We start from the raw sequence: 23,942 nt of genomic DNA, 5'->3' as shown, positions 1-23,942 counted from the left end.
CCCCCTCACCCGGCGGGCTTGATCAGATAACCGGCCCCCCGCCGGGTGTGGATCATGGGTTCCCGGCCGGCGTCGATCTTGCGCCGCAGGTAGGAGATGTACAGCTCGACGACGTTGGCCTGCCCGCCGAAGTCGTACGACCAGACACGGTCCAGGATCTGCGCCTTGCTGAGCACGCGCCGCGGGTTGCGCATCAGGAAGCGCAGCAGCTCGAACTCGGTGGCGGTGAGGTGGATGTCCTCCCCGCCCCGCGACACCTCGTGGCTGTCCTCGTCCAGGCTGAGGTCGCCGACCACGAGCACGGAAGCGGAGCGCCGGTCGGCGGCACCCGAGCGCCGGATCAGCCCGCGCAGCCGTGCCACGACCTCCTCCACGCCGAATGGCTTGGTGACGCAGTCGTCCCCGCCCGCGGTCAGCCCGGCGACGCGGTCCTCCGCGGCGTCCTTGGCGGTCAGGAAGAGGACGGGCACCCCGGGCAGTTCGCCGCGCAGCCGGCCCAGGACGGTGAGCCCGTCCATGTCGGGCAGCGTCATGGACAGGACGACGGCGTCGGGCCTGAACTCGCGCCCGGTCCGGACGGCGCCCTGTCCGTCCCGCGCGCTGCGGATCTGCCAGCCCTCGTAGCGCAGGGCCATGGACAGCAGATCGGTGATCGACTCCTCGTCGTCCACCACAAGCACCCGGACGGGGCTCCCGTCCGGCCTCAGCAGTTCGGTGTGCCCCTGGGGCGAGGTCGTGGTCATGGGGGACACCCTTCAGGGAGCCTCTGAGAGCAGACTTTCACCTGTCTGTGATTTCTCTGAGAAACCCACAGGCGGCTCTCAGGAAGAGCCTGGGAGCCACGTGCCCCGGCCGCGGCGGCCCCTGATGCCACCGGCGGCCCGGAAGTCTCCCTCGTGGCACGGCACTTCCGTCCCGCGGGCTCCAGAACAAGCCGTCCTGCAGCCCGTTCTGCCGCCCGCCCTCCATGCCCGCCGGATTCCGCAACTCCCGTACCGGCACGGTGAGTCCCACACCGCGGGCGGGCCGCAGCTCCCAGCCGGCCATCAGCCGGGTGTCGAGCACGACGACCTCACCGCCGGCGGCAAGGTGCAGATCTGGCCCGGCGGCCGCGATCAGCTCGCCGCTCACCACCCCGCCCGCGACGAGTTCGGTCACCGCGCCCACGGCAGCCGGCAGGCCGGTCAGCCCGAAGATCCCGGCGTGGTCGACGGGCCGGAAAGGCTCACGCTTCAGCGACTCCGGCCAGCCGCCGAGCGCGGTGGCCCGCGCGTGCAGCTCCTCGATCTCGGCGGCCCGCTCGGCCTCGGTCACCGGCAGCGCGGACCGCACGGCCCGCTTCTCGGCGTACGGAATCCGGTCCGGGACCTTGAGCGCGGCGCGCAGCAGTTCCTCGGTTCGCCGCGCCGCCATGAGCGGACCCGCGCCCAGCCAGCTGAAGCAGACGGCCCCCTGCTCAAGCAGCCGCGCCGAGCCCCGCTCGACAGCCGTGATCCCGGCCTTGACCATGCCGGGCCCGAACCACGCCAGATATACGTGGTAGGGCCGCGGGTCGTCCGCGAACGTGTCCGCGGCCACGGAGTGCGCCCGGTCCAGCCGGGCACATTCCTCGCACCGCGCCCCCGCGCTCCGCCCCGGCACCGCCGCCCGGAGCGGACACGCGTGCCCCCGCGCTCCCACGCATGTACGCACTCCCCCTTCCGCGACCCCGAAGGCCACCCGCTTCCCCCACGGCAGCGCACTGGGCCGCCCGCCGTCCCACACCAGCACAGGGCCGTCCGCGGACCACCGCGTCCCCGAGCACTTCCACACCCGCGTCATCCCTTGCGAGAGTACGGGGCCCCACTGACAACACCCCGGCTGCGAGCGCGGACCGCCTGCCGGTCCTCGCGACGGACGTCCCGCAGTCAGTCGTCGTCGGCCGGCCCACGGCAGCCATGGAAGTCCTCCCAGGCCTGCCGCTGGATCTCATCGGCGTCGGCGAGGAGCTTCTCCAGGGGTTCCGCCGCCTCCGAAGGGGCGGGGGGAATCCGCGTGAGCCTGTCGTAGAGGTACTCGCAGGCCTCGGCTTCGCTGCCGAAACGCCGGATGGCACTGTCCTGGGAGCGCTGGCGCAGGCCGACGGTCCAGGCATCCGCCTCAGGGCGCAGGAAGAAGTAGGCGTCCGGCTGGACGGGGACGTCGTGGACACCGGCGATGTCGTAGAACGCCTCGGGCACGTCCGCTTCGCGGAGTCTCTCGACAAGCTCTGCGCTGTCCATCGGAGGTCAGGCTACGGGCAACGCGTCCAGGTACTTCGCGTTGACGAGGTCGGAGACCGACGATTTCGTCACGTACTGGAGACCGAGGCCGGGCTGGCCGAACCAGGGCCTGATCGGGCCGGCCTCGACGGTGAACGGCTTGCGGACCCGGTAGAGGTGGTAGCTGTACGGATAGTTGTTGACGTAGGTGTCAAGATTGCTCGGCGGAATCGCACGCTTGGCGAACGGCGTGCCCGCGGGTGCGAGGAAGTTGCCGAAACCGCTGCCGAAGAGGTCGACCAACTGGCCCTTGCGGAGCGTCAGGGGACGCTCGACCGGCTTGCCGTTCTTCAACACGAAACCGTTGTTGTCGGGATACCACCAACCCGACTTCCCCGTCTTGGGATCCGTCTGCCAGTAGCACCCGAGGAACCAGTACGCCGAGGTGTGGTCGGTGCGCTGATAGCCCCTCAGCATCCGGCCGAGGGCCCCGCTCTGGGGGAGGTACCTCGGTCCCAGGCGCCAGTCGTCGAGGTAGTAGCGCTGGTAGTCCGCCTGCGGGGCGGTGTTGGTCCCACGGCTGCGATGCGTGGTCGGGCAGTGCGCGGCGTTCCTGTTACGGAGTTGGTCGGCCTGGGCCGTGGTCGGCGAGATGCCGAGCAGCAGGAGGAGCGATGCGAGGGCGCTCCCCACCAGAGCACGCAGTACGCGCATGCGGTGTCCCTTCTCTATCGGCGCCAACCGGACGCCGTGTGAGGGCAGGCAGCCAATACGGTGACCGGCCACCGGCTTCGTCGTGAGCAGGGCTCATTTCATGCGCGGCAGCGCTTCCCAGAGCGAAGGCGTCACGGATGGTCACCCGAACCGACGAGCGCGAGCCCTCGGACAGCCGAACGCAGGAGACGATCGCCCGGTCCGCGAGGAACTCGTTGATCGCTGCCCTGTGGCTCCTCGGCCGGGCAGCGCCCAGGAAGTGAACCCACCCCCGAACGCGCTCGCCGTCGGCCACTGCCGTCAGGACAAATGCCAGGGACCCGGGCCTACGGAGCCGACAGGGCGGTTTGCTCGGCCTTCTCCAGCCAGTCGCTGTACCAACGGGCGAAGGTCACCGGCTTCCCGTCGTCATCGAGGAGCGGCACGAGGCCGCCTCGACCCGCTGACGTACGCCCGCCCACCACTGATCAGTCATGCGCAGACCGTACGTGCAGCCACCGACACCCGGGCGGTTGCCGTACTTCGCTGCTGTGCGCCCCTGAAACGCCGAAGGCCCCGGAGCGATCCGGGGCCTTCGATCTGTGTGCACTCGGCAGGATTCGAACCTGCAACCTTCTGATCCGTAGTCAGATGCTCTATCCGTTAAGCTACGAGTGCTTGTTCTTTTATTGTCTTCGCTTCGGTCCCTTCCGGGCCTCTCGCGGCGACAGGAAGAACATTACATGACTGCCGCCGCCATGTGAAATCCATTCCCCCCACCCTTTGTGACCTGCGGAAACAAGGTTGAGAGCGCGCCGGAGCCGGTAACGCCGAAGCCCCGGTCGGGAGAGACCGGGGCTTCGGTGATCATGCGCGGAGGCGGAGGGATTTGAACCCTCGATGGGCTTTAAGGCCCAAACCGCATTAGCAGTGCGGCGCCATAGACCGGACTAGGCGACGCCTCCAGCACTACCGCTCACGCGAGCGCGCGAGTGGTGCGTGCAGATGATGACACAGCCGAGTGGGGTGTCACCAATCGCCCCCTACGGTACTAGGCCGGTGGGGCCCAGGGCAAAGCCGTTGTGCCGGCGTGGGCCGGCCGGTGGCCGGGGTGCCGGACAGGGCGCAACGTCCCGGGGCGCGAGGCGTTAGTCCGGGCATGACGCAGACCCGATCTCTCCCCGTGCGGCGTTCCGCGCTCGCGCGGACGCTGGCCCTCGGTGCCTTTGCCGTACTGGCCGGGCTCGCCTCGGTCTCGGCCGTGCCCGCCGCCTCCGCCGCGGCGCCGCCGCCCGTCCGGGCCGAGGACCGGGCCGGCGACCACCTCACCGTCACCGTGCGGCACGCGGGCCTGGGCCGCGACGGAACGTACAGGCTGTCCTGCCACCCTGCCGGGGGCAGCCACCCGGACGCCCGGCGGGCCTGCGACGTGCTCGACCGGAACACGCGCTGGGGGCGGGAGCCCTTCGCGCCGGTGCCCGACGGCAGCGTGTGCACCATGCAGTACGGCGGGCCGGCCACCGCCCACATCACCGGGACGTGGGCCGGGCGCCGCGTCGACGCGACCTACGACCGCGGCGACGGCTGCCGGATCGACCGCTGGAACCGGCTCGTGCCGCTGCTGCCGGACCTCAGCGCCCCGAGGCCGACCACGGTGTCCCGCGTCGGCCAGTAGGACCAGCGACCAGTGGGACCCCTGGGACCACTGGGACCAGTACGAAGAGGACGGGCGCGGAGGCCCGCTACCGGTGCGTGGGCGGGAGCGTGAAGGGGTCTCCCGCCGGCCGGCCGGGAACGGGTGGGGCACCCCAGTACCGGCCGGTGGGCGGGGACGGGCCCGGCGTCTCGTACCGGCGCGGCGGCCCGGGGCCGGCGCGTGGGCGCGTGTACCGGCGCGTAGGCGTCTACCGCGGGTGTCGTGGGCAGGGAGTGCGTAAAGGTCTCGCGAAGGTCGTGCGAAGCCAAATCGTCCGGTCACAGGTTCGACGTCAACTCCGCGTGCGACCTCCCTCTCATCCGGCATCGCGGCAGCAACCACTGCGCATAGACTCCCTCGCGTGACACGCTGCGGGCCGGTTGGCAAGATGGCCCCCGCGGTCGGCAAGGTGCGGTGACAGGGAGGAAGCGTCTCGTGAGCAGCAGGCCATCCCGAGGCGCTGCTCGCCTCGCTGCCATACTCGACGCGCTGCCCGATGCGCTGGTGCTGGTCAACGCCAACGGCACCGTCGTCAACGCCAACACCATCGCGCTGGAGGCCTTCGAGACGCCGGGAACGGCCCTCGTCGGGCGGGGACTGCTCGATCTGCTGCCGGAGTTCGACTCCAAGCTGATCCCCGGCTCCATGCGGCGGCCCGACCACATCGACCCGCGCGGGCGGACCAAGCCGACCCGGATGACGGCGCGGCGCACCGACGGCTCCGAGTTCCCGGTCGAGGTCACGAGCGCGAATCTGGAGAACAGCCAGCAGGCCTACGACGGCCACGGCTACAGCGGCGACGAACTGCTGATGCTGGTCGTCCGCGATCTGTCCGGCACCGTCGACACCGAGGCCGAACTGGCCCGTTCGCAGCGGCAGACCGAGATGATCCTGCGGGCCGCCGCCGAGGGTGTCGTGGGCACCGACACCGACGGGCGGATCGTGCTCGTCAACCCCGCCGCCGCCCAGATACTCGGTTACCGGGCCGGTGAGCTCGGCGGCCGCGAGCTGCACACCCTCGTCCTGCACTCCCGCGCCGACGGCTCCCCCTTCCCGTACGGGGAGTCCCCGCTCGCCGACACCCTGCGCTCCGGGCGCAAGCACCGGGTGCGAGGGCAGGTGCTGTGGTCCAAGGCCGGCGACAAGGTCTCGGTCGACCTGACCACCGCGCCGGTGCGCGACGGCGACCAGCTCGTCGGCGCCGTGATGACCTTCACCGACCGGCGCCCCTACGACGCGCTCGCCGACGAGAAGGCCGCCGACGAGCAGCGCCACGAGGAGCAGCTCGATCAGCTCGCCGAGGAGCACGCCTCCGAGCTCACCGCCCTGCGCCAGCAGCACGTCACCGAGATCGAGGAGCTCACCGAGCGGCACGCGGAGCAACTCGCCGCGAACGAGGAGCGCTACGCCGCCCTCGGTGAGCGGGAGAAGGACCGCTACGAGGCGCTGGCCGGCCGGCACGAGCAGTTGCTGACCCTCCTCGGCGGCTCCCTGCGCGGCCCCCTGGACGAACTGCGCCGCGAGCTGGCCGCCCTCGCCGCCGACGACGCCGGGCAGCTGTGGCCCGAGGCCAACCAAGTGCTGCATCACCTGTCGGCCGGGTACGCCCGGATCACGACGCTGATCGACAACGTCCTCGGCTACCAGCGTCTCGACGCCGGCAGCGAGGAGATCATCCGGACGAACGTGATGCTGGACGCGGTCGTCGCCGCCGGTGTCGACGGCGCCGTCGAGCTGATCGGCCCCGGGCGAGTGCAGTTCGCCGTGCACGCGCCGCCCATCGAGGCCGAGGTCGACCCGCGGCGTCTGGCCACCGCGCTCGCGCACCTCGTCGCGGACGTCGCCGGCGTGGATGCCACCGGGAACTCGCCCGTCTCGGCGGGCGGTTACATGGACAACACCGTCGTGGTGGCGGCGGCGCAGCGCGGTGAGGTCGTCCGGATCGAGGTGCGCGGGCCGTACGCCGGTGGAGACCCTGTGCACGAGCCGATCGTGCGCGGGATCGTCCGGGCGCACGGCGGTGTCCTCCAGACCCACGAAGTGCCGGGTATGAGCGGCAGCGCGTACGTCCTGGAGGTGCCGCTCGGCGGCGGTGCCGGCGTCGTCGCGGCCCCGGCCGCGGCGCCGGTCCAGGCCCTGGAGCCGGCTGCGGCTCCGGTGGAGCCTGCCCCCGCGGAGCCCGCCGTGCCCGAGCAGCCTGCGAGCGGCGGGCGACGGAGGGCCCGGCGGTCCTCGACGGACGCGTTCCTCGAGAGCGACGCCGACGCGGAGGCCACCGGGGCACCGGCGGCCCCGACCGGTCGGCGCAGGCGGCGGGCGGCCGAGCCGTCCCAGGAGGCCGGGCAGGTTCCGGACCAGGGCGCGGACGGCTCCGGCGGTACGGGACGGCGGCGCGGACGGCCTGCCGACGGCGCGGCGGGCGTGTCCGAGGGTGCCGTGGTCATGGCGGGCGAGCACGCGGCGGGAACGGCGGCCTCGGGTACGGGACTCGGCGGCACGGTGCCGCCGCAGGGCGTGCCCGCGTCCACCGAGCGGCGGGAGACGAGGCAGCACGAGGCACTGCCGGCGGCGCTGCCCGCGGCGGGCGCTGCCCAGCCCGGGGCAGCACAGGCAGAGGCTGCGCAGACCGAGGCAGCGGGCGGCGAGAGCGCGGCGGCTCCGGCCCAGCAGCCGAGCGGGCGCCGTCGGCGTGCCCTGGCCGCGGCCACCGAGCGTGCCGCCGCGCAGGAGGCGGCGCCGCGTCCGGTGTTCGCCCTGCCGCCCGCGGAGGCGGACCGGCCAGCCGGAGGCCCGGAGGCGGCGCAGGGTGCCGTTGCCGTCGTTCCCCTGGGGAGCGACGGACAGCACGACGCCGTATCCCACGATCAGGCCGACGACCACACACCGCCGCAGCCGCATCCCACGAGCGCGCCGACGGGACGCCGGCGGCGGGCGGTGGCCCAGCCGCAGGACGGCGCGGCGACCGGCGCGACTCCCGTGCAAGGTGCGCAGGGTGTGCAGGGTGTTCAAGGGACACCTGGTGCGGTCGAGGCTGCCGGTGTGGCCGGTGCCTCCGGTGCGCCTGCCGGTGCCGTTCCCATGCCCTTGCCGGGCGCGCCCGCGCAGGGTGCGGCGGGGCCGGGCGTCCCGGTGCAGACCGCCCCGGGGAGCGTCCAGGCGCTCGCACAGGCCGTTCCGCAGGTGAGTGCGGGTCAGCCTGCCGTGCCTTCGGGCGTGCCTCAGGGGGTACCGGTACAGCCCACCCCGCAACAGGTGGCTCCCGGTCAGCCGGTAGCTCCCCAGGGTGTGCCCGGGCAGTCCGCCATGCCGCAGGGTGTACCCGGACAACCCGCGGCACCTCAGGGGCTCCCCGGCCGGCCCGCAGTACCGCAAGGTCTTCCCGCTCAGTCCGCCGCGCCGCAGGGGGCGCCCGGACAGCCCGTACCGCAACAGGTGACTCCCGGTCAGCCGGTCACACCACAAGCCCTGCCCGGCCAACCCGCCGCACTTCAGGGCCTGCCCGGTCAGCCCGCCATGCCGCAGGGCGTGCCTGGGCAACTCGCAGCGCCGCAAGCCGTTCCCGGCCAGCCCGCAGCGCCGCAAGCCGTTCCCGGCCAGCCCGCAGCGCCGCAAGCCGTTCCCGCTCAGCTCGCAGCACCGCAGGGCCTGCCTGCTCAGACCGCCGAGCCGCAGCCGGTGCCGGGACCCCCCACCCCGCAGGGGGTCCCGGGACAGCCCCCCGCCGCACAAGTGACCCCCGGTCAGCCCGTCACGCCACAGGGCCTGCCCGGCCAACCCGTCACGCCACAGGGCGTGCCCGGTCAGCCCGCCGCACCGCAGGTGGCTCCCGGTCAGCCGGTCACGCCCCAGGGGCTGCCCGGCCAGCCCGCCATGCCGCCGGCGGTCCCCGGACAGCCGGGCGCGGCGCCGCAGGTTCCCGGGCAGGCGCTGCCCGCGCCGCACCTGTCCGGGCAGGCGGTCCTGCCCGGACAGGTGCCGTCGCCGGAGCACGGGGCCGCGGGCACGGCGCCCGCTCCCGCGCTCGGCATCGCCGGTCAGCCGCTCCCCCCGCAGCCTCCCGTACTCGCGCGCGTGCAGAACCCCGGCGCACAGGCCCCGGCCCCGCAGCCCCCCGCCGGGCCGCTCCCCGGACAGCCCGTTCCCGCGCAGGGCGTCCCGGCCCCGGGCGTCCCGGCTCCGGGTGCCACGGCGCAGCCGGTCCCCGGCGCGGTCGGCGGCCCCGTACCGCCGAACGCCACCGGTGCCCCCATGCCCCCGCCGCAGGCCGTTCCCCAGCAGGCAGCCCCTGCTGCTCCCGGCGTCCCGGCCGGCACCGCCCTCCCGCCCGAGCAGGCGGCGGGACAGGCTGCCGTACAGGTTCAGCCCACCGGGCAGCAGCCCGGCCTCGGTGCCGCGGTCCCGCGCGCCGCCCAGCCGTTGCCCGCCGAGGCCGCCGTGTCCGTCGATCCCCACTCGACGCAGGGGCGGGCGATCAGCGTGCGCACGCTGGGACAGGGCGTGCCGTTCGTCCGGCAGGCGGCACAGGCGCAGGCACCCCAGCCGCCGTCCGCCACGCCGCCCCCGCAGACGGCCGGCGGTTCCGGCCGCCGCCGCAAGCTGGGCACTCGGCCCGACCCGGCCGCCGCACCCCAGCAGGCACAGACGCCGCCGGCGCCGATGCAGGCACAGCGGCCGGAACAGACGGCCCGCCCGCACCCGTCGGCCGAGCAGCCCCCCGCGCAGCCCTCCCTGGGAGGACCCGTCGTGGCCCCCGGCACCGAGGGTGGCGGACGGTCGTACGCCATCGGGGCCCCGGACGAGAACGCCGCCGAGGGTCCCGAGCCGCTGGACGGTCCCGGCGGTGCGGTGGAGGTCGCGGACACCCCGCGGCCGCAGCCGATGGACGACGAACTGCCCCCGGAGCCCCTGGACAACCCGCGTCGGCTGCTGGTCTGGCCGGCCCCCGACGTCACCACCCAGCAGGCGCTGAGCGACCGCGGCTACCGGCCGGTCATCGTGAACTCCCGTGAGGAGGTGGACGCGCAGATCGCGGCCTTCCCCGCCGCGCTGTTCGTCGACCCGCTGACCGGGCCGATCACGCGCACGGCGTTGCAGTCGCTGCGGCAGGCGGCGGTCGCCGCCGAGGTCCCGGTGCTGGTCACGGCCGGACTCGGGCAGGCGACGCGGGAGGCGGCCTACGGCGCCGACCCGGCCGTACTGCTGAAGGCGCTCGCGCCGCGCGACAGCGAGCAGCACCCGCCGCGGGTGCTGCTCATCGAGGAGCACGCGGAGATCGCGCTGGCGCTGACGGCGACGCTGGAGCGGCGCGGGATGCAGGTGGCGCGGGCCGCGAGCGACAACGACGCGGTGACGCTCGCCGGGCAGTTCCGGCCGAACCTGGTCGTGATGGACCTGATGCAGGTGCACCGGCGCCGGGCCGGGATCCTTGACTGGCTGCGCGCGAACGGGCAGCTCAACCGCACCCCGCTGGTCGTCTACACGGCTTCCGTCGGCCAGGCCGACCTGCCCCGGCTGGCCTCGGGCGAGACGGTGCTGTTCCTCGCGGAGCGGTCCACAAGCGACGAGGTGCAGAGCCGGCTCGTCGATCTGCTGGCCCGCGTCGGCACCAACTGACCAACCGGCCGGCCCGCATCGCGTACGACGCCGGGCGGGGAGCCCTCCCGCTCCCCGCCCGGCGTCGTACGCGTACGCGCGCGCGTGCCGTGCCCTCCGCGGTCAGAGCCGGGTGACGTCCAGCTCCCCGGCCGCGTACTGCCTGCGCAGCACCTTCTTGTCGAACTTGCCCACGCTGGTCTTCGGAACGGTCTCGATGATCGTCCAGCGTTCCGGGAGCTGCCACTTGGCGATCCCGCGCTCCTCCTGGAGGAAGGCGCGCAGTGCCTCGAAGCCCGCGGTGGCGCCTTCCCCGAGGACGACGGTCGCCAGCGGGCGCTCGCCCCACTTGTCGTCGGGTACGGCGACGACGGCGGCCTCGGCGACGTCCGGGTGGGACATCAGGGCGTTCTCCAGCTCGACGGAGGAGATCCACTCGCCGCCCGACTTGATGACGTCCTTGGCCCGGTCGGTGAGGGTGAGGAAGCCGTCGGGGCTGATGGTGCCCACGTCGCCGGTCTTCAGCCAGCCGTCCTCGCTGAACTTGTCGGCCGGGCGCAGCGGTTCGGCGCCGGCGCCGTTGTAGTAGGCGCCGGCGATCCACGGTCCGCGGACCTCCAGCTCGCCCGCGGACTCGCCGTCCCAGGGAAGGCGCTCGCCGCCGGGGCCGGTCAGGCGGGCCTCGACCCCGGTGGGGAAGCGGCCCTGCGTGAGGCGGTAGCCGAACTCCTCGTCCGTGCCGATCGCGTGGGCCGGCGGGCGGGCCACCGTGCCGAGCGGGGAGGTCTCGGTCATGCCCCAGGCGTGGCAGACGCGCATGCCCAGCCGGTCGAAGGCCTGCATGAGGGAGGGCGGGCAGGCCGAGCCGCCGATGGTGACCTGGGTGAGGGAGGAGACGTCGCGGGGGCGGGCGGTCAGTTCGGCGAGCAGTCCCTGCCAGATGGTGGGCACGGCGGCCGCGTGGGTCGGCTTCTCCCGCTCGATCATCTCGGCGAGGGGGGCCGGCTGGAGGAAGCGGTCGGGCATCAGCAGGTTGACGCCGGACAGGAAGGTGGCGTGCGGCAGGCCCCAGGCGTTGACGTGGAACTGCGGGACCACCACGAGCGTGGTGTCCCGGTCGGTCAGGCCCATGGACTCGCTCATGTTGACCTGCATGGAGTGCAGGTAGACAGAACGGTGGCTGTAGACCACGCCCTTGGGGTCGCCCGTGGTGCCGGAGGTGTAGCACATGGCGGCGGCCTGGCGTTCGTCCAGCTCGGGCCAGTCGTAGGTGACCGGCTTGGCCGCGATCAGGTCCTCGTACTCGTGCACACGGGCGTGGGAGCCGTCGAGCGGGGTACGGTCGCCGGGGCCCGAGACGATGACGTGCTCGACCGTCTTCAGGTGCGGCAGCAACGGGCCGAGCAGCGGGATCAGGGAGCCGTCGACGATGATGACGCGGTCGGCGGCGTGGTTGACGATCCAGACCAACTGCTCTGCGGGCAGGCGCAGGTTGAGGGTGTGAAGGACCGCGCCCATGCAGGGGATCGCGAAGTACGCCTCCACGTGCTCGGCGTTGTTCCACATGAGGGTGGCGACACGGTCGTCGGCCGCGACCCCGAGGTCCTCGTGCAGGGCGTGCGCCAGCTGGGCCGCGCGCTCGCCGATCTCGGCGAAGGAGCGGCGGTGCGGCTCGCTGTCACCGGTCCAGCTGATCACCTGCGACGCCCCGTGGATCGTCGACCCGTGGGCCAGGATCCTCGAGATCAGCAGCGGTACGTCCTGCATGGTGCTCAGCACGGCGTCCTCCCGGGGCAGCGTCGCTACGCGGTGGTAAGGGATGCGCCGATTCTGCTCACATACCGCGCGGTATGTCACTAGCCAGGGACGATCGATCACACAACGTTCCCGCGGGGGTCAGCGCACGCGCCCAAGCTCCGGGTCCTCCCGCAGCTTGCCGAGCGCCCGCGACACCGCCGACTTCACCGTCCCCACGGACACTCCGAGCACCTCGGCCGTCTGGATCTCGGAGAGGTCCTCGTAGTACCTGAGGACGACCATCGCCCGCTGCCGGGTGGGCAGCTTCATGATCGCCCGCCACATGGCGTCGCGCAGCGCCTGCCGCTCCGCCGGATCGGCCGCTCCGGGCGCCGGCTCCGGCTCCGGCAGCTCGTCGCAGGCGAACTCGTCGACCTTCCGCTTGCGCCACTGCGAGGTGCGGGTGTTCAGCAGAGCGCGCCGCACATAGCCGTCGAGCGCCCGGTGGTCCTCGATCCTCTCCCACGCCACGTACGTCTTGGTGAGCGCGGTCTGCAGCAGATCCTCCGCGTCGCTCGGGTTCGCGGTCAGCGACCGTGCGGCGCGCAGCAGCACCGGCTGCCGGTCCCGCACGTACGACGCGAAGGACGGGTACGCCGCAGTCCCGGTCGCCAGAACGGCGGCTTTCGACACGCTGGTGCAGACGGGTGTGGTCATGTCTCCACGCTAGGAGCGGCACCCGCTCCCGCGGATCGCCCGCAGGTCCCGCAGCCGGGTCCGCCTCAGGTTGTAGGGGTGGGGCCGGCCGCACCTCCTGTAGGTGGAGGAACGGGGCGCGTGTACTGCGGGTTCACCCCTGGGGGACGTCCCGGCCGGCGCTCCGGGCGAGCAGGCCACTGCGTCGCGGCCGCACGGAAAACGACTGCGCGGCGGTACCGAAGTACCGCCGCGCAGAGGTGTGTTACGTCCCCACGAGCACACCCACCAGGGAGGTCAGGGCCGGCAGGTCCCCAGATCGCGCGCCGGCCCGCCCCGGCTCACCACAGCCGGGTGAAGTGGACGACGACGTTGCTGTTGCCCTGCTGGATGGCCGTGAACGCGGAGCGGTTGACCTGTGCGGTGTTGCTCTGGTTCGTGGCGCCCGAGCCGACCGCCTGCTGCTGGGTCGTGGACGAGTTGCCGCTGTTGTCACGGCCGACCCCGCTGCCGACGACGCCCGCGACGCCCGCGTTCGATCCGTCGCCCGCGACGGCTCCCGTGTCCGCGGCGGCGACGCCGGTGAAGAGCGCCGCGGCGAGGGGGATGGCCGCGGCTGCGGCGAGAACACGGGCGGTCCGGATGCTTGCCATGTTGCTCCTCCAGTACGAGGTACGCGCCGGCTGCCTTGCCGGGAGTACATGAAGTACGGCTTTCGCCTGGGCAGTTGGCCGACCGCCCGGGCCTTCTCACGACGTCGCGAGATCAGAGTTGCCCACCGGAGCCCGGCGAACCACCCCGGAGCGCCCGATTCGCACGCAAGCGTGAGGACAAGTCGATAAACCCCTTTCGCCGTCTTTTCTGCCGCTCCGGACCGCGGCGGGGACGGCATGGACCGCTGCGCCCCAAGCGCCCCAAGCGCCCCAAGCGCCCCAAGGGTCGATACACCTCTCGGGAAGCCGCCCGGAATCCCGGCCTCCGGGCGCGCCGCGCCCGCCCCTCTTCCCTTTCTCGAACGTACGTACGAACATAGAAGCATGGCCACCATCGACCGGCAGGCCACGACGCTGGCCCTCGCGCACGCCCTGTCAGCCGCCGAACGCGGACTGGCCGTCATCCCCCTGTCCCGGACGAAACTCCCGGCCCTGCGCTCCCCGCACCGCGACGGCCCCGGCCCGACGGGCCCGCCCGGTCCGCCATGTCCGCCCTGCCACGGCGGGTGCGGACGCTTCGGTCACGGGGTGTACGACGCCTCCACCGACCCGGCCCGCATCCGGCAACTGTTCGCCGCCGCACCCTGGGCCACCGGCTACGGCATCGCCTGCGGACTGCCACCGCACCATCTGATCGGCGTCGACCTGGACACCAAGACCGGCACGGACGCCTCGACGGCCCTGCGCGAACTCGCCCTGCGCCATCTGTTCACCATCCCCGCCACGGTGGTCGTGCTGACCCCCAGCGGCGGCCGCCACCTGTGGCTGAGCGGGCCGCCCGACGTCGTCGTCCCCAACTCGGCCGGCCGCCTGGCCCCCGGCATCGACATCCGCGGCGCCGGCGGCTACCTGGTCGGCCCCGGCTCCCGCACCGGACACGGCGTCTACGCGACCGCCCCCGGCACCGCGCACCTCTCCCCGGCCCCCTGCCCGCGCGCCCTCCTGCGACTGCTGCTCCCCCCGCCCCGAACCTCCCGCCACCCCGCACCGCCCTCGGCGGGCCGGCACGGCCAGGGCCTGGTGCGGTTCGTCCTGGACGCCCATGAGGGCCAGCGCAACACCCGCCTGTTCTGGGCCGCCTGCCGCGCCTACGAGCACGGCATCGGCCCCTCCCTCGTCGAGGCCCTGGTCGACGCGGCCCTCCACACCGGCCTGACCGAACGCGAGGCCCGCGCGACCACAGCCTCCGCGGCCCGCCTGACGGGCCACCGGCCCTGAGCCCTCGGCGAGAACCGCCCCGAGCGGGCGCCGAATCATCGGCCGGGCCTGCCCGGCTGCCGGTCGCACGGCAGCCCTCCCGGAACCACACTGGTCAGTGGGGCGCCCCCGTTGGAGACGCCCGCCCACGACGGAAGGAACGGATCCATGCCCACGGACACGCCTCCCGGTCCGCTGCGGTTCCTGGTCTTCGGCGCGGCACTGCGGACCGGTTCTGCCAACGCACGCCTCGCCTCCCTCGTGGCCCGGCTCATCTCCGACACGGGTGCCACCGTCGACTTCGCCACCATGCGCGACTTCGACATGCCCTTGTACGACGGCGACATCGAGGCGGCCGAAGGAGTGCCCGAGGGCGCCCTGGCCCTGCGCGACCGACTCGAGCGGAGCGACGCATTCGTCATCTCCTCGCCGGAGTACAACGCCTCCGTGCCGGGAGTTCTGAAGAACGCGATCGACTGGGTCTCCCGTGTCCGGCCGCAGCCGTTCAAGAACAAGCACGCGATGCTCGTCTCCGCCTCACCGTCCCTGATCGGCGGCAACCGCGGGCTGTGGGCTCTGCGGGTTCCCCTGGAGCACCTGGGCACCCGCGTCTACCCGGACATGTTCAGCCTGGCCGACAGCTACCGGTCCTTCGCGGAGGACGGAACACTGGCCGACACAGGGCTGCAGCAACGCCTCACCGAGACCGTGTCGGGCTTCCTGAGCCTCGTCGAAGCGGACGTCCGCTACGTCTGCCTGGAACGCCGGTGGTACGAGTTCCTGGGAGACCGCACCGAGGCGGCCATCACCCAACGCGCCGAGTCGTGATGCCACGGAACCGGCGAGCCAGGGTAAGACCAGTCAGGCGGAAGGGGTGCCGCTCCGGAGAGTGGCACCCCTTCTGACCTGCAAGCTTCTGACCTGCTGCGGTGGGTGTGGGATTTGAACCCACGGTGACTCGCGCCACGACGGTTTTCAAGACCGTTCCCTTAGGCCGCTCGGGCAACCCACCCCGCGCCGCTCGCGTGTGGCGGCGCGGGGACAAGACTAACGGGTTGGCGGGCGCGCGTGGGATCAGCTGTCGCCGATGCGGGAGCCGAGGGTCAGCTGCGCCGTGTGCTCCTTGCCGCCGCGCTTGTAGGTGACGGTGACCTTGTCGCCGGGCTTGTGGGTCCAGATCTCGCCGATGAGGGTCGGGCCGGAGTCGATCACCCGGTTGTCGAGCTTGGTGATGACGTCGCCGGGCTTGAGGCCGGCGTCGGCGGCGGGGCCGCCCGACTCGACCGGGGCGGAGCCGCTGACGCCCTGGTCGGTGATCTTGGCGCCGCTGGACGTGTCCTCCAGGGACACCGACGCGCCGATCTTGGCGTAGACGGGCTTGCCGGTCTTGATCAGCTGCTGGGCGACGTACTTGGCCTGGTTGATCGGGATGGCGAAGCCCAGGCCGATCGAGCCGGACTGGCCGGAGCTGCCGAGGCCTCCGCTGCTCGCGGACTGGATGGCGGAGTTGATGCCGATGACCGCGCCGCGCGCGTCGAGGAGCGGGCCGCCGGAGTTGCCCGGGTTGATGGAGGCGTCCGTCTGCAGGGCGCTCATGTAGGAGGCCTTGCTGTCGGAGCCGCCGTCGCTGGAGGCGACGGGACGGTTCTTGGCACTGATGATGCCGGTCGTCACCGTGTTCGACAGACCGAAGGGCGCGCCGATGGCGATCGTCTCGTCGCCGACGGCCACCTTGTCGGAGTCGCCGAGGGCGAGCGGCTTGAGGTCCGAGGGGGCGTTCTTGAGCCGGATGACCGCGACGTCGTAGCCCTGGGCGTGGCCGACGACCTCGGCGTCGTACTTCCTGCCGTCGGGGAAGGTGGCGCTGAGCTTGCCGCCGTCGACGGCCTCGGCCACCACGTGGTTGTTGGTGACGATGTGGCCCTGGGTGTCGAAGACGAAGCCGGTGCCGGTGCCGCCCCGGCCGCCGGTCCCCTCGGCCTCGATGGTGACCGTGCTCGGCAGGGCCTTGGCGGCCACACCCGCGATCGAGTTCGGGTCGCGCTTGATCTGCGAGGCGCCGGTGTCGGAGGCGGAGACCGTGGTGGAGCCGCTGTCGTCGTTCCTGGCCAGGGTGTAGCCGAGGCCGCCGCCCAGGCCGCCGGCGACCAGGGCGGCCACCAGGACCGCGGCGATCAGGCCGCCGCGCCGGCCGCCGGGCTTGGGCGCGGGCTGGTGCTGCTGGTACGCGGCGCCCCAGCCGGAGCCTCCCGCGCCGCCGTCCATGTAGGCGGGCGTGGCGGGCGACGGGGGCGGCCAGGAGCCGTCGACGGGCGCGCCGGGGTCCTGCGGTGCGGGCGCGCCGTGGGCTCCCGGGACGTACGGGGGCACGTCCGGGGGCGGGGGTGCGGCAGGGCCGCCCTGGGGGGCGGCCGGGTGCGGGGAAGCAGCGGGAGTCTCCACCGGCACGGGAGGTGCGGACGGCGCCGGCGGTACCGTGTTGCCCTCGTTCTCGGTGCTCACAGCTCTTCTCCTTGGTCCACGGCTGTTGTTGTCGGTCGCACTCGGTCACGCTCGGCATGCCCGCCGGCGACCCGGCGCGCTCCAGCTGTGCATGTGCTGCAGATGTACGTAGTCAGCTTTTCCCACGGGCCGTCAGAGCACCATAAGCCGATGCTGTGGGTCCCGGCGCATTCTTTATATAGGCCATCTCACATGAAAAGGACACATTATCGACGGCTCTCCGCCGTCCCGCCCATTCCGCCGCGGTGGCACCATGGCGCGGTGACCCACGTACGGCAGCACCACATCCAGGTCGTCGCCCACCGCGGAGCCTCCGAGGCTGCCCCGGAGCACACGCTGGCCGCCTACCGGAAGGCCATCGAGGACGGTGCGGACGCCCTCGAGTGCGATGTGCGCCTGACCGCGGACGGTCATCTCGTCTGCGTGCACGACCGCCGCGTCAACCGTACGTCCAACGGCCGGGGAGCGGTGTCCGCCCTGGAGCTCGCCGACCTCGCCGCGCTGGACTTCGGATCGTGGCGCACGCGCGCGTCCTGGCGCGGCCGGGCCGAGGAGCCGGACTGGGAGGTGCGGCCCGAGGACCCCGAGGACACCTCCGTCCTCACCCTGGAGCGGCTGCTCGAACTCGTCGCCGACGCCGGGCGCCCGGTGGAGCTGGCCATCGAGACCAAGCACCCCACGCGGTGGGCGGGGCAGGTCGAGGAACGGCTGCTGGCCCTCCTGAAGCGGTTCGGACTGGACGCCCCCGCCTCGCCCGCGAAGTCGCCGGTGCGTGTGATGAGTTTCTCGGCACGTTCGCTGCACCGGGTGCGGGCGGCCTCGCCGACACTGCCGACGGTCTACCTGGTGCAGTTCGTCACACCGCGGCTGCGGGACGGGCGGCTGCCGGCGGGGGTCGGGATCGCGGGCCCCTCGATCCGCATCGTGCGCAGCCAGCCGGCGTACGTGGAGCGGCTCAAGCAGGCGGGACACCAGGTGCACGTGTGGACCGTGAACGAGCCCGACGACGTCGACCTCTGCGTGGACCTCGGGGTGGACGCCATCATCACCAACCGCCCGCGCGCGGTCCTGCACCGGCTCGGCCGCTGACCGCCGCCGGACAAGCCGCGTGACCTGCCGTCGGTCCAGCTCGGATGACAGGGAGTGCTCCGGCGCGTTCGGTGCGTGACCGACCGTTCCGAATGCGTCGCCGGACGCGATTCGGCCGGTTTCCGGTACAGGCCGGTGGGGCATCCACACCGTGGCGTGGGGCGAAGGAGGTCTCGGGGGTGGCGTTGGTGGTGGCACAGGAGGTGCCCACGTCGTCGAGCATGGCCGTACCCCATGGCCCTGCGGGCGTGGGGGAAGCAAGGCGCCGGATGCGTGATCAACTACGCGGCGGCGGCGTGGCGGAATCGGTCGTCGACGACGCCGTACTGATCCTTTCCGAACTCTTGAGCAATGCCTGCAAGCACGGCCGGCCGCTGCGCGGTGCCCTGGCCGGCGACGGCGACGTCCGGGCCGCGTGGCGGGTGGACGCGAGCGGCAGGTTGATCATCGAGGTGACCGACGGCGGCGGCCCGACCCGCCCGTCCCCGGCCACCCCCTCGGTCACCGCTCACGGCGGCCGCGGGCTGAACATCATCAGCGCGCTCAGCGACGACTGGGGCGTGCGGGACAGCGTCGGCGGCGAGGTCACGGTGTGGGTGGTCGTCCACGAGGACGTGCACGACCCGGACGCCGGTCACCGTCGCGACGACTTCGCCTCCCGGATCACCGCACCGCCGGTGGCGGCGGTGCCCGACCTGGGCTTCACGGACGCCTTCGGCGACCTGGACTGACCCACGCACGCGTACGCCGCGCCCGGGCATCGCCCGGGCCGGACCGCGGGCGCGTCCGCGCGCGGAGCCGACGGTTCCCGTGCACCGCTCGCCGGGCCCGCTCCGGATGCGGGCGCGCGCCGGGCCGACGGGCAACCGCGCGTCGCGCCCCGGCTCATCGCAGGCGCGCGGGCGGGCGCGCGGGGCCGGTGAGCGGGACCTCGGGTCCAATCGAGGTACTGCATCCCGGACACGGAAGCGGGGCCGACCGGTTGTCCACATTTCCCGCCGCGTCCACAGAGTCCCGTCGTTGACGGCGTGAACGGCTAGGCTCGCGCCCGTACGAGACGAGCCGTAACCGGGAGACACCCAGATGGCCAAGAAGCGACCCCAGACGAAGGCCAAGCGCCCGCAGCTCACGGACGGAGAGGTCCCGGTCGTCGGTGCGCGCGAACCCTGCCCGTGCGGCAGTGGCCGGCGGTACAAGGCCTGCCACGGACGGGCCGCCGCGCACGCGGTGACCGAGCTGGTGCAGCGGCCCTTCGAGGGACTGCCCGGCGAGTGCGACTGGGTGGCGCTGCGCGAGCTGGTCCCCGCCGCCACGGCCGGGCTGGACCTGCGCGACGGCCTGCCCGACGGCGTCCCGGCCGTCACACTCGCCACGGTCCTGCCGATGGCCTGGCCCGCGATGCGCCGCGACGACGGCTCGGTGCTGCTCGGCCTGCAGAACGACACGGCGTCCGGCGACATCAGCCGCGACCTCGCCGACACCCTGCTGCGCGCCCTGGAGGCCGAGCCGGGCACCCCGGTGCAGGGCCGCCGCGCCCCGGCCGACGGCCCGCGGCTCCAGGACCTGCTCGACCTGAAGGCCTCCTTCGAACCGGTGGTGCACGAGGGCTTCGAGTTCTGGGTGCCGGACGCGGAGAACGCAACGCCGGAGGTCACCGCCTCCCTGGAGCGGGCCAACGCGGCGGCCATTCCGACCGTGCGCCTGGAGAGCGTCGAGGCGGCGTACTGGTGCCTGACGCCGGAGAAGAACCACCTGCGCTGGGTCATGCCGCACCCGGAGGAGCAGCTTCTGGACGCCCTCGCGCGACTGCACGCGGCGGGCCGTTCGAACCTCGGTGAGGGCACCCGTCTCGTGGGCTCCTTCCGGGCGCACGGCCTGACCGTGCCCGTGTGGGACCTGCCGAGCGAGATGGGCGCCCAGGACGTGGAGAAGCCGGCCGCCGAGTTCGCCGAGCACCTGGCCGCGGCGCTGGCCAGCGAGGCGCCGCTGACCGGGGACGAGCGCCGGGCCCGCGGCGGTCTGACCAACCGGCAGGTCACGCTGAGCTGAGCGACGACCGGGCGGCCGGACCTTCGACCGGCCGCCCGGTCAGCCTCCGGCCGGTCGCCGAGTCAGCCGTCCGGCCGGTCGCCCGGTCACCGTCCGGCCGGTCATCCGGTCCGGGCGGAGCGAGTGACGCCCGTCACAACCGGCGGGCGACGCAGTGGAGTCGGTGACCTAAAAGGCCATGCACCCGGTGACTGGAAAGCCGGGATCGAATTTGCGAACTGCCGATCTCTTGTTACCGTTCCAGTAGCCCGGTTGCTGGTGCATCCCCCGTCGCCAGCAACCGGGCGCTTACGTGTCCGCAGCCGTTCACCGAGCGCAGCCGCACATCAACGGCCCGTCGCCATCGGCGAGTTGCTCCCCGATCGCAGCAGCAGCGCGGCCCGCCCGCCGCGCTCGGCGAACTCCGCGACGGCGCTGTACGCCGCCACCGTCCCCCGGCTGTGCTCCCGAGGCGTCTCACAGGCCTCCGGCTCCTCGCCTCCGGCCGGCGCGCAATGCGTCCGCACGGTGCGATCCCCCGGCCCCATGAGGGTCAGGCCGGCGTCCAGGGGCCGCCCGGTCGCGTTGCGGTAGTAGGTGCGCGCCCAGGTGTCCGCGCCCTGGGTGAGCACACACGTCTGCGCCTCGACGCCGCCGGGCGAGGCGACCTCGGGGCCGCAGCGCGCGGCGGTCGCGAGCCCCAGGCCGAGCACCCGCGTGAAAGGCGCCTGCGCGGCGGAGGGCGTCCTGCCGTCGCCGCCCGGCAGGACGCGCATCGCGGACCGGGCGTCCCCGCCGCTTCGGTGACCGGCCTGGCCGGCGGACGCCCCGGCCGGCGGCAGTACGACGGCGCAGCCGGCGATGCCCAGGAGAGCGAGCAGGCAAAGGCGCCGGAGCGCGGGGCCGCCGCCCGGTACTCGGCTTCCGGGTCCGGCGGAGGGACGCAGCATGAGGGGGACGATAACGAGCCGGGGCGGGCAGTTCGCCCGCCGCGGCCGTGACACCCCTACAACTCGGGGGCGCTCACACCCGTACGAGTGAGAGCCTCCACCACCGCGTCGACCACGGCCTCCACATCGGGCACCCAGGGCGAGGCGGAGCCGGGCAGCGGGGCACGCTCCCAGCGGATCGGGCCGTCGCCGGTCTCGGAGGGGGGCAGGGCGAGGTAGCCGCCCTCGCCGTGGAAGCGGAGCGAGCCGGGGACGAAGTCCTTGGCGTAGAGCAGCTCGCCCAACTGCTCCATGGAGTACGGCTTGACGAGGATCGCCCAGCGCTTGGGCGAGGCGACGACCGGGCCGAGCCGCATGCCGACGCGGTCGAGCGCGGTGAGGGCGCGCGCGGCCGGGAGGGCCGGCAGGCTCACCGCGCAGGGGGCCGTGCCCCCGGTGGCCAGGACGATCGGCGCGGTGGGCCGGTTGGTCCACCACCAGCGCACCATGCGGGCGTCGGTGGTGGCGGCCAGAAGGCCGGGTTCGAAGGGGTGCGCGCCGGGCACCGTGCACTCCGGGTCGGGGCAGCCGCAGCGGTCGTGCCGCCGCGGATCCGTTGCCACGCCCGGCAGCACGGGCCACTGCCACCGGGTCGCGAAGGTCAGGGCCGCGCTGATCGGCTCAGGCCTCTCGTCGCTGCGCTGGGACAGGAGCCCGCGTCGCCTTCCGGGGATCTCGCGCATGAGCGCTCGTTCCTTTCCGTTGCACCGCTGGCAACACCGTGGACCACTCACACCATGTGTCGATCACTGACTGTGCGTACCTGTTGGCGCATCACACCCCTGCCTTCAGGCACGGGGAACCCCTATGGGCCGAACATCGGCTGCTTCCACGGCAGCCCCGTCCATACTGCGTCTACCAGAAGCATGGGCGTGGCGCGGGGTGGCGGAGCATGGCGTTACGCCGTCTTGTCTTCTGCTCTCCGCCGCCGTCACGCAAGGATGGGGCACGGTCGTCGGTGGTTAAGACGCCCGGGTCCGTCGCCAGGTTCCGGGTGGCAACCAACCACCCCTGGCCTTCTCCGAGTACGTACCCATCACGACCGCTGTGACGCTCTGTCGAGCAGGCCCAGTCGACCGCAACAGGCCGTCACCCGAGGCAGTTTCAAGCCAACTTCCCTTTTTAGCAAGAGGTTGGGAAGAAGACCCCGAGAAGCCCTCTGACACCAGGAAACCCAGCAGGACAATGCTGGACATCCCCTCACGAGTGCGTGTACATGTGGAGACACTGCTGGCGGCGCAGAATGACATGGGGGTTTGCGATGCTTTTGAGCAATACGCACCGGTCGGAAGGCCGGGCGCCATGAACGCCCCCCACCCTCCGAAAGTGGCTGGAATCGATTCGACGGTCCCCGCTCCCGCACACACTGTCGCGCCTCCACCCGCCGCCCCGGACACCTCCCCGAGCGGTCCGTCCGGCCCCCACGCCCCCCGCCCGGCGGGCGCCCTCCTCCAGGACCGGCTCGCCGGCTGGGTCTCCGACCTCACCACCCTGAACGAGCTCACCGAACGGCTGGCCCGTACGAACGGACTCGACGCCGCCCTGAAGGAACTGCTGCGCGCCGGAGCCGCCCTCGTCGGCGCCCGGCGCGGCCTCGCCGTCCTCGAACCGGACGACGGACTCGGCCCCGACACCACCATCGGCCTCGGCCTGGCACGGGCCGATCTCGGCCACATCGAGACCGTGCCGCGCAGCGCCATGCCGTACGGGACGCTCCTCGACACCGCGGCCGGCCTGCCGGGCGGCGACGGGGAGGACGTGCGCCCCGACCTGTTCGCCGAGGACGGCCTCGATCCGCGCCACCGCGAGGTGGCCGGCCGCCTCGGCTACGCCGCCTGTTACGCGCTGCCCCTGTCCACCGAGGCCGCCGGCCGCCTCGGTGCCGCCGTCTGGTTCTACGACGAACCCGCCGAGCCGGCCGAGCGGCGGCGCCATCTCGTCGGCCTCTACCTCCGCTTCGCCACCGAGCACCTGGCGCGCCTGCTCGACACCGAGCGCACGCGCGCGTGCATGGCGACGGTCTACGAGGAGCTGCTGCCCTCCCGGCTGCCCCGCGTCCCCGGTGTCCAGCTCGCCTCGCGGCACCGCACCGGCCCGCGCGGCGGCGGCGACTGGTACGACGCGCTGCCGCTGCCCGACGCCGCGCTCGGCCTCGCGGTCGGCTCGGTCACCGGCGCCGGGCCGGGCGCGATCGCCGCGATGGGCCGGCTGCGGGCGTCCCTGCGGGCGTACGCGGTGATGGAGGGCGAGGATCCCGTCGCCGTCCTGTCCGATCTCGAACTGCTCCTGCGGCTGACCGAACCCGCCCGCTCCGCCACGGCCCTGTTCGCCTACTGCGAGCCCGCGCTGCGCCGGATCACCATGGCGGGCGCGGGGCACTGCCCGCCGCTGGTGCTCGGCGAACGGCGCACGGAGTTCGTGGAGACGTCCGTGTCCGCGCCGCTGGGCATGCTCGCCTGCTGGGAGGCGCCGAGCGTGGAGTTCCAGGTGTCCTCGGGCGAGACGGTGCTGCTGTACACCGACGGGCTGCTGCACCGCACCGGCGACTCCGTCGACCGCGCCTTCGCCCGGCTGCACACGGCCGCGGCGAGCGTCCCGCGCGCGCTGCGCCACGACCCGGCGGCCGTCGCCGACCACGTCCTGCACACGGTCCTGCCGAACGGACTTGACGTGACCGACGGCGCGGAGGACGTGGCGCTGCTGGCGGCGCGCTTCGAGTAGGCCGCTCGGTAACAGGCACTTCCGCCTTTGGCCCCCTTCCGCACGACCG

The 23,942-nt window shown here is 73.1% G+C and carries 17 protein-coding genes, 3 tRNA genes and 2 pseudogenes; 8 read left to right on the top strand and 14 right to left on the bottom strand.

Translation table 11 applies throughout. The annotated features are described in order from the left end of the window. Positions 1 to 5: 5 nt before the first annotated feature. From ACIOWN_RS10925 to ACIOWN_RS10895, 7 genes and pseudogenes are all read right to left on the bottom strand, one after another. Positions 6 to 743: a response regulator transcription factor gene (locus ACIOWN_RS10925; RefSeq protein ID WP_362357519.1), complete on the bottom strand. Its 738-nt coding sequence runs from the start codon at positions 741 to 743 to the stop codon at positions 6 to 8. Between the two features lie 184 nt (positions 744 to 927). Next, positions 928 to 1,821, bottom strand: a pseudogene (locus ACIOWN_RS10920) (DUF2797 domain-containing protein); the annotation flags it as partial. 86 nt (positions 1,822 to 1,907) lie between these two features. After that, positions 1,908 to 2,261: a hypothetical protein gene (locus ACIOWN_RS10915; protein ID WP_362357522.1), complete on the bottom strand. Its 354-nt coding sequence runs from the start codon at positions 2,259 to 2,261 to the stop codon at positions 1,908 to 1,910. A 6-nt stretch (positions 2,262 to 2,267) separates the two neighbouring features. Continuing rightward, complete coding sequence (locus ACIOWN_RS10910) at positions 2,268 to 2,954, bottom strand: TNT domain-containing protein (RefSeq protein ID WP_362357524.1); 687 nt, start codon at positions 2,952 to 2,954, stop codon at positions 2,268 to 2,270. Positions 2,955 to 3,280: 326 nt separating this feature from the next. After that, positions 3,281 to 3,382 (bottom strand): annotated as a pseudogene (locus tag ACIOWN_RS10905) (SMI1/KNR4 family protein); the annotation flags it as partial. 156 nt (positions 3,383 to 3,538) lie between these two features. Then, positions 3,539 to 3,611 (bottom strand) — tRNA-Arg (locus ACIOWN_RS10900). Between the two features lie 196 nt (positions 3,612 to 3,807). Beyond that, positions 3,808 to 3,898 (bottom strand) — tRNA-Ser (locus ACIOWN_RS10895). 194 nt (positions 3,899 to 4,092) lie between these two features. On the opposite strand from ACIOWN_RS10895, the gene ACIOWN_RS10890 reads away from it, so the two are divergent. Next, on the top strand, positions 4,093 to 4,608 hold the full coding sequence (locus ACIOWN_RS10890; protein WP_401981573.1) for an SSI family serine proteinase inhibitor: 516 nt from the start codon (positions 4,093 to 4,095) through the stop codon (positions 4,606 to 4,608). Between the two features lie 456 nt (positions 4,609 to 5,064). After that, positions 5,065 to 10,242: a PAS domain-containing protein gene (locus ACIOWN_RS10885; protein ID WP_401981570.1), complete on the top strand. Its 5,178-nt coding sequence runs from the start codon at positions 5,065 to 5,067 to the stop codon at positions 10,240 to 10,242. A 102-nt stretch (positions 10,243 to 10,344) separates the two neighbouring features. On the opposite strand, the gene ACIOWN_RS10880 is transcribed toward ACIOWN_RS10885, so the two are convergent. The 3 genes from ACIOWN_RS10880 to ACIOWN_RS10870 all read right to left on the bottom strand — a co-directional run bounded on the left by ACIOWN_RS10880 (position 10,345) and on the right by ACIOWN_RS10870 (position 13,307). Continuing rightward, positions 10,345 to 12,000: a long-chain fatty acid--CoA ligase gene (locus ACIOWN_RS10880; RefSeq protein ID WP_362357530.1), complete on the bottom strand. Its 1,656-nt coding sequence runs from the start codon at positions 11,998 to 12,000 to the stop codon at positions 10,345 to 10,347. A 117-nt stretch (positions 12,001 to 12,117) separates the two neighbouring features. Beyond that, positions 12,118 to 12,675, bottom strand: a complete 558-nt coding sequence (locus tag ACIOWN_RS10875) for a SigE family RNA polymerase sigma factor (RefSeq protein ID WP_362357532.1) — start codon at positions 12,673 to 12,675, stop codon at positions 12,118 to 12,120. Positions 12,676 to 12,995: 320 nt separating this feature from the next. After that, positions 12,996 to 13,307 (bottom strand): hypothetical protein, encoded by a 312-nt coding sequence (locus ACIOWN_RS10870; RefSeq protein ID WP_362357534.1) that lies wholly within the window; start codon positions 13,305 to 13,307, stop codon positions 12,996 to 12,998. A gap of 384 nt (positions 13,308 to 13,691) precedes the next feature. Between ACIOWN_RS10870 and ACIOWN_RS10865 the strand changes: the two genes are divergently transcribed. Then, positions 13,692 to 14,585, top strand: a complete 894-nt coding sequence (locus tag ACIOWN_RS10865; protein WP_401981566.1) for a bifunctional DNA primase/polymerase — start codon at positions 13,692 to 13,694, stop codon at positions 14,583 to 14,585. 147 nt (positions 14,586 to 14,732) lie between these two features. Next, on the top strand, positions 14,733 to 15,392 hold the full coding sequence (locus ACIOWN_RS10860) for an NAD(P)H-dependent oxidoreductase (RefSeq protein ID WP_362357536.1): 660 nt from the start codon (positions 14,733 to 14,735) through the stop codon (positions 15,390 to 15,392). A 99-nt stretch (positions 15,393 to 15,491) separates the two neighbouring features. On the opposite strand, the gene ACIOWN_RS10855 is transcribed toward ACIOWN_RS10860, so the two are convergent. After that, positions 15,492 to 15,576: transfer RNA gene (locus ACIOWN_RS10855), tRNA-Ser, on the bottom strand. 62 nt (positions 15,577 to 15,638) lie between these two features. Further along, on the bottom strand, positions 15,639 to 17,066 hold the full coding sequence (locus tag ACIOWN_RS10850; protein WP_362356867.1) for a trypsin-like peptidase domain-containing protein: 1,428 nt from the start codon (positions 17,064 to 17,066) through the stop codon (positions 15,639 to 15,641). Positions 17,067 to 17,327: 261 nt separating this feature from the next. Here ACIOWN_RS10850 and ACIOWN_RS10845 point away from each other — a divergent pair, with 261 nt between their 5' ends. From ACIOWN_RS10845 to ACIOWN_RS10835, 3 genes are all read left to right on the top strand, one after another. After that, entirely contained in the window at positions 17,328 to 18,155 is an 828-nt protein-coding gene (locus tag ACIOWN_RS10845; protein WP_362356865.1) for a glycerophosphodiester phosphodiesterase, read from the top strand. 92 nt (positions 18,156 to 18,247) lie between these two features. After that, positions 18,248 to 18,886 (top strand): ATP-binding protein, encoded by a 639-nt coding sequence (locus ACIOWN_RS10840; protein WP_362356863.1) that lies wholly within the window; start codon positions 18,248 to 18,250, stop codon positions 18,884 to 18,886. 352 nt (positions 18,887 to 19,238) lie between these two features. Next, complete coding sequence (locus tag ACIOWN_RS10835; protein WP_401981561.1) at positions 19,239 to 20,204, top strand: DUF5926 family protein; 966 nt, start codon at positions 19,239 to 19,241, stop codon at positions 20,202 to 20,204. Between the two features lie 326 nt (positions 20,205 to 20,530). Here ACIOWN_RS10835 and ACIOWN_RS10830 read toward each other — a convergent pair whose 3' ends face one another. Both ACIOWN_RS10830 and ACIOWN_RS10825 read right to left on the bottom strand, forming a co-directional pair. Then, positions 20,531 to 21,133: a hypothetical protein gene (locus ACIOWN_RS10830; protein WP_362356859.1), complete on the bottom strand. Its 603-nt coding sequence runs from the start codon at positions 21,131 to 21,133 to the stop codon at positions 20,531 to 20,533. A gap of 56 nt (positions 21,134 to 21,189) precedes the next feature. Beyond that, positions 21,190 to 21,855: a bifunctional DNA primase/polymerase gene (locus tag ACIOWN_RS10825; protein WP_362356857.1), complete on the bottom strand. Its 666-nt coding sequence runs from the start codon at positions 21,853 to 21,855 to the stop codon at positions 21,190 to 21,192. Between the two features lie 502 nt (positions 21,856 to 22,357). On the opposite strand from ACIOWN_RS10825, the gene ACIOWN_RS10820 reads away from it, so the two are divergent. Beyond that, the gene (locus ACIOWN_RS10820) at positions 22,358 to 23,893 is read left to right on the top strand and encodes a PP2C family protein-serine/threonine phosphatase (protein WP_362356855.1); all 1,536 of its coding nucleotides are present in this window, start codon (positions 22,358 to 22,360) and stop codon (positions 23,891 to 23,893) included. Positions 23,894 to 23,942 lie beyond the last annotated feature (49 nt).

Source organism: Streptomyces sp. NPDC087787, assembly GCF_044743035.1.
Lineage (GTDB): Bacteria > Actinomycetota > Actinomycetes > Streptomycetales > Streptomycetaceae > Streptomyces.
This window is presented reverse-complemented; position numbering and strand designations above follow the sequence as displayed.

What these genes read in the sequence shown, in the direction of transcription:
- ACIOWN_RS10925 (WP_362357519.1), bottom strand. Translation starts at nt 743, where the DNA reads ATGACCACGACCTCGCCCCAGGGGCACACCGAACTGCTGAGGCCGGAC.
- ACIOWN_RS10915 (WP_362357522.1), bottom strand. Translation starts at nt 2,261, where the DNA reads ATGGACAGCGCAGAGCTTGTCGAGAGACTCCGCGAAGCGGACGTGCCC.
- ACIOWN_RS10910 (WP_362357524.1), bottom strand. Translation starts at nt 2,954, where the DNA reads ATGCGCGTACTGCGTGCTCTGGTGGGGAGCGCCCTCGCATCGCTCCTC.
- ACIOWN_RS10890 (WP_401981573.1), top strand. Translation starts at nt 4,093, where the DNA reads ATGACGCAGACCCGATCTCTCCCCGTGCGGCGTTCCGCGCTCGCGCGG.
- ACIOWN_RS10875 (WP_362357532.1), bottom strand. Translation starts at nt 12,675, where the DNA reads ATGACCACACCCGTCTGCACCAGCGTGTCGAAAGCCGCCGTTCTGGCG.
- ACIOWN_RS10870 (WP_362357534.1), bottom strand. Translation starts at nt 13,307, where the DNA reads ATGGCAAGCATCCGGACCGCCCGTGTTCTCGCCGCAGCCGCGGCCATC.
- ACIOWN_RS10865 (WP_401981566.1), top strand. Translation starts at nt 13,692, where the DNA reads ATGGCCACCATCGACCGGCAGGCCACGACGCTGGCCCTCGCGCACGCC.
- ACIOWN_RS10860 (WP_362357536.1), top strand. Translation starts at nt 14,733, where the DNA reads ATGCCCACGGACACGCCTCCCGGTCCGCTGCGGTTCCTGGTCTTCGGC.
- ACIOWN_RS10840 (WP_362356863.1), top strand. Translation starts at nt 18,248, where the DNA reads ATGCGTCGCCGGACGCGATTCGGCCGGTTTCCGGTACAGGCCGGTGGG.
- ACIOWN_RS10835 (WP_401981561.1), top strand. Translation starts at nt 19,239, where the DNA reads ATGGCCAAGAAGCGACCCCAGACGAAGGCCAAGCGCCCGCAGCTCACG.
- ACIOWN_RS10830 (WP_362356859.1), bottom strand. Translation starts at nt 21,133, where the DNA reads ATGCTGCGTCCCTCCGCCGGACCCGGAAGCCGAGTACCGGGCGGCGGC.
- ACIOWN_RS10825 (WP_362356857.1), bottom strand. Translation starts at nt 21,855, where the DNA reads ATGCGCGAGATCCCCGGAAGGCGACGCGGGCTCCTGTCCCAGCGCAGC.
- ACIOWN_RS10820 (WP_362356855.1), top strand. Translation starts at nt 22,358, where the DNA reads ATGCTGGACATCCCCTCACGAGTGCGTGTACATGTGGAGACACTGCTG.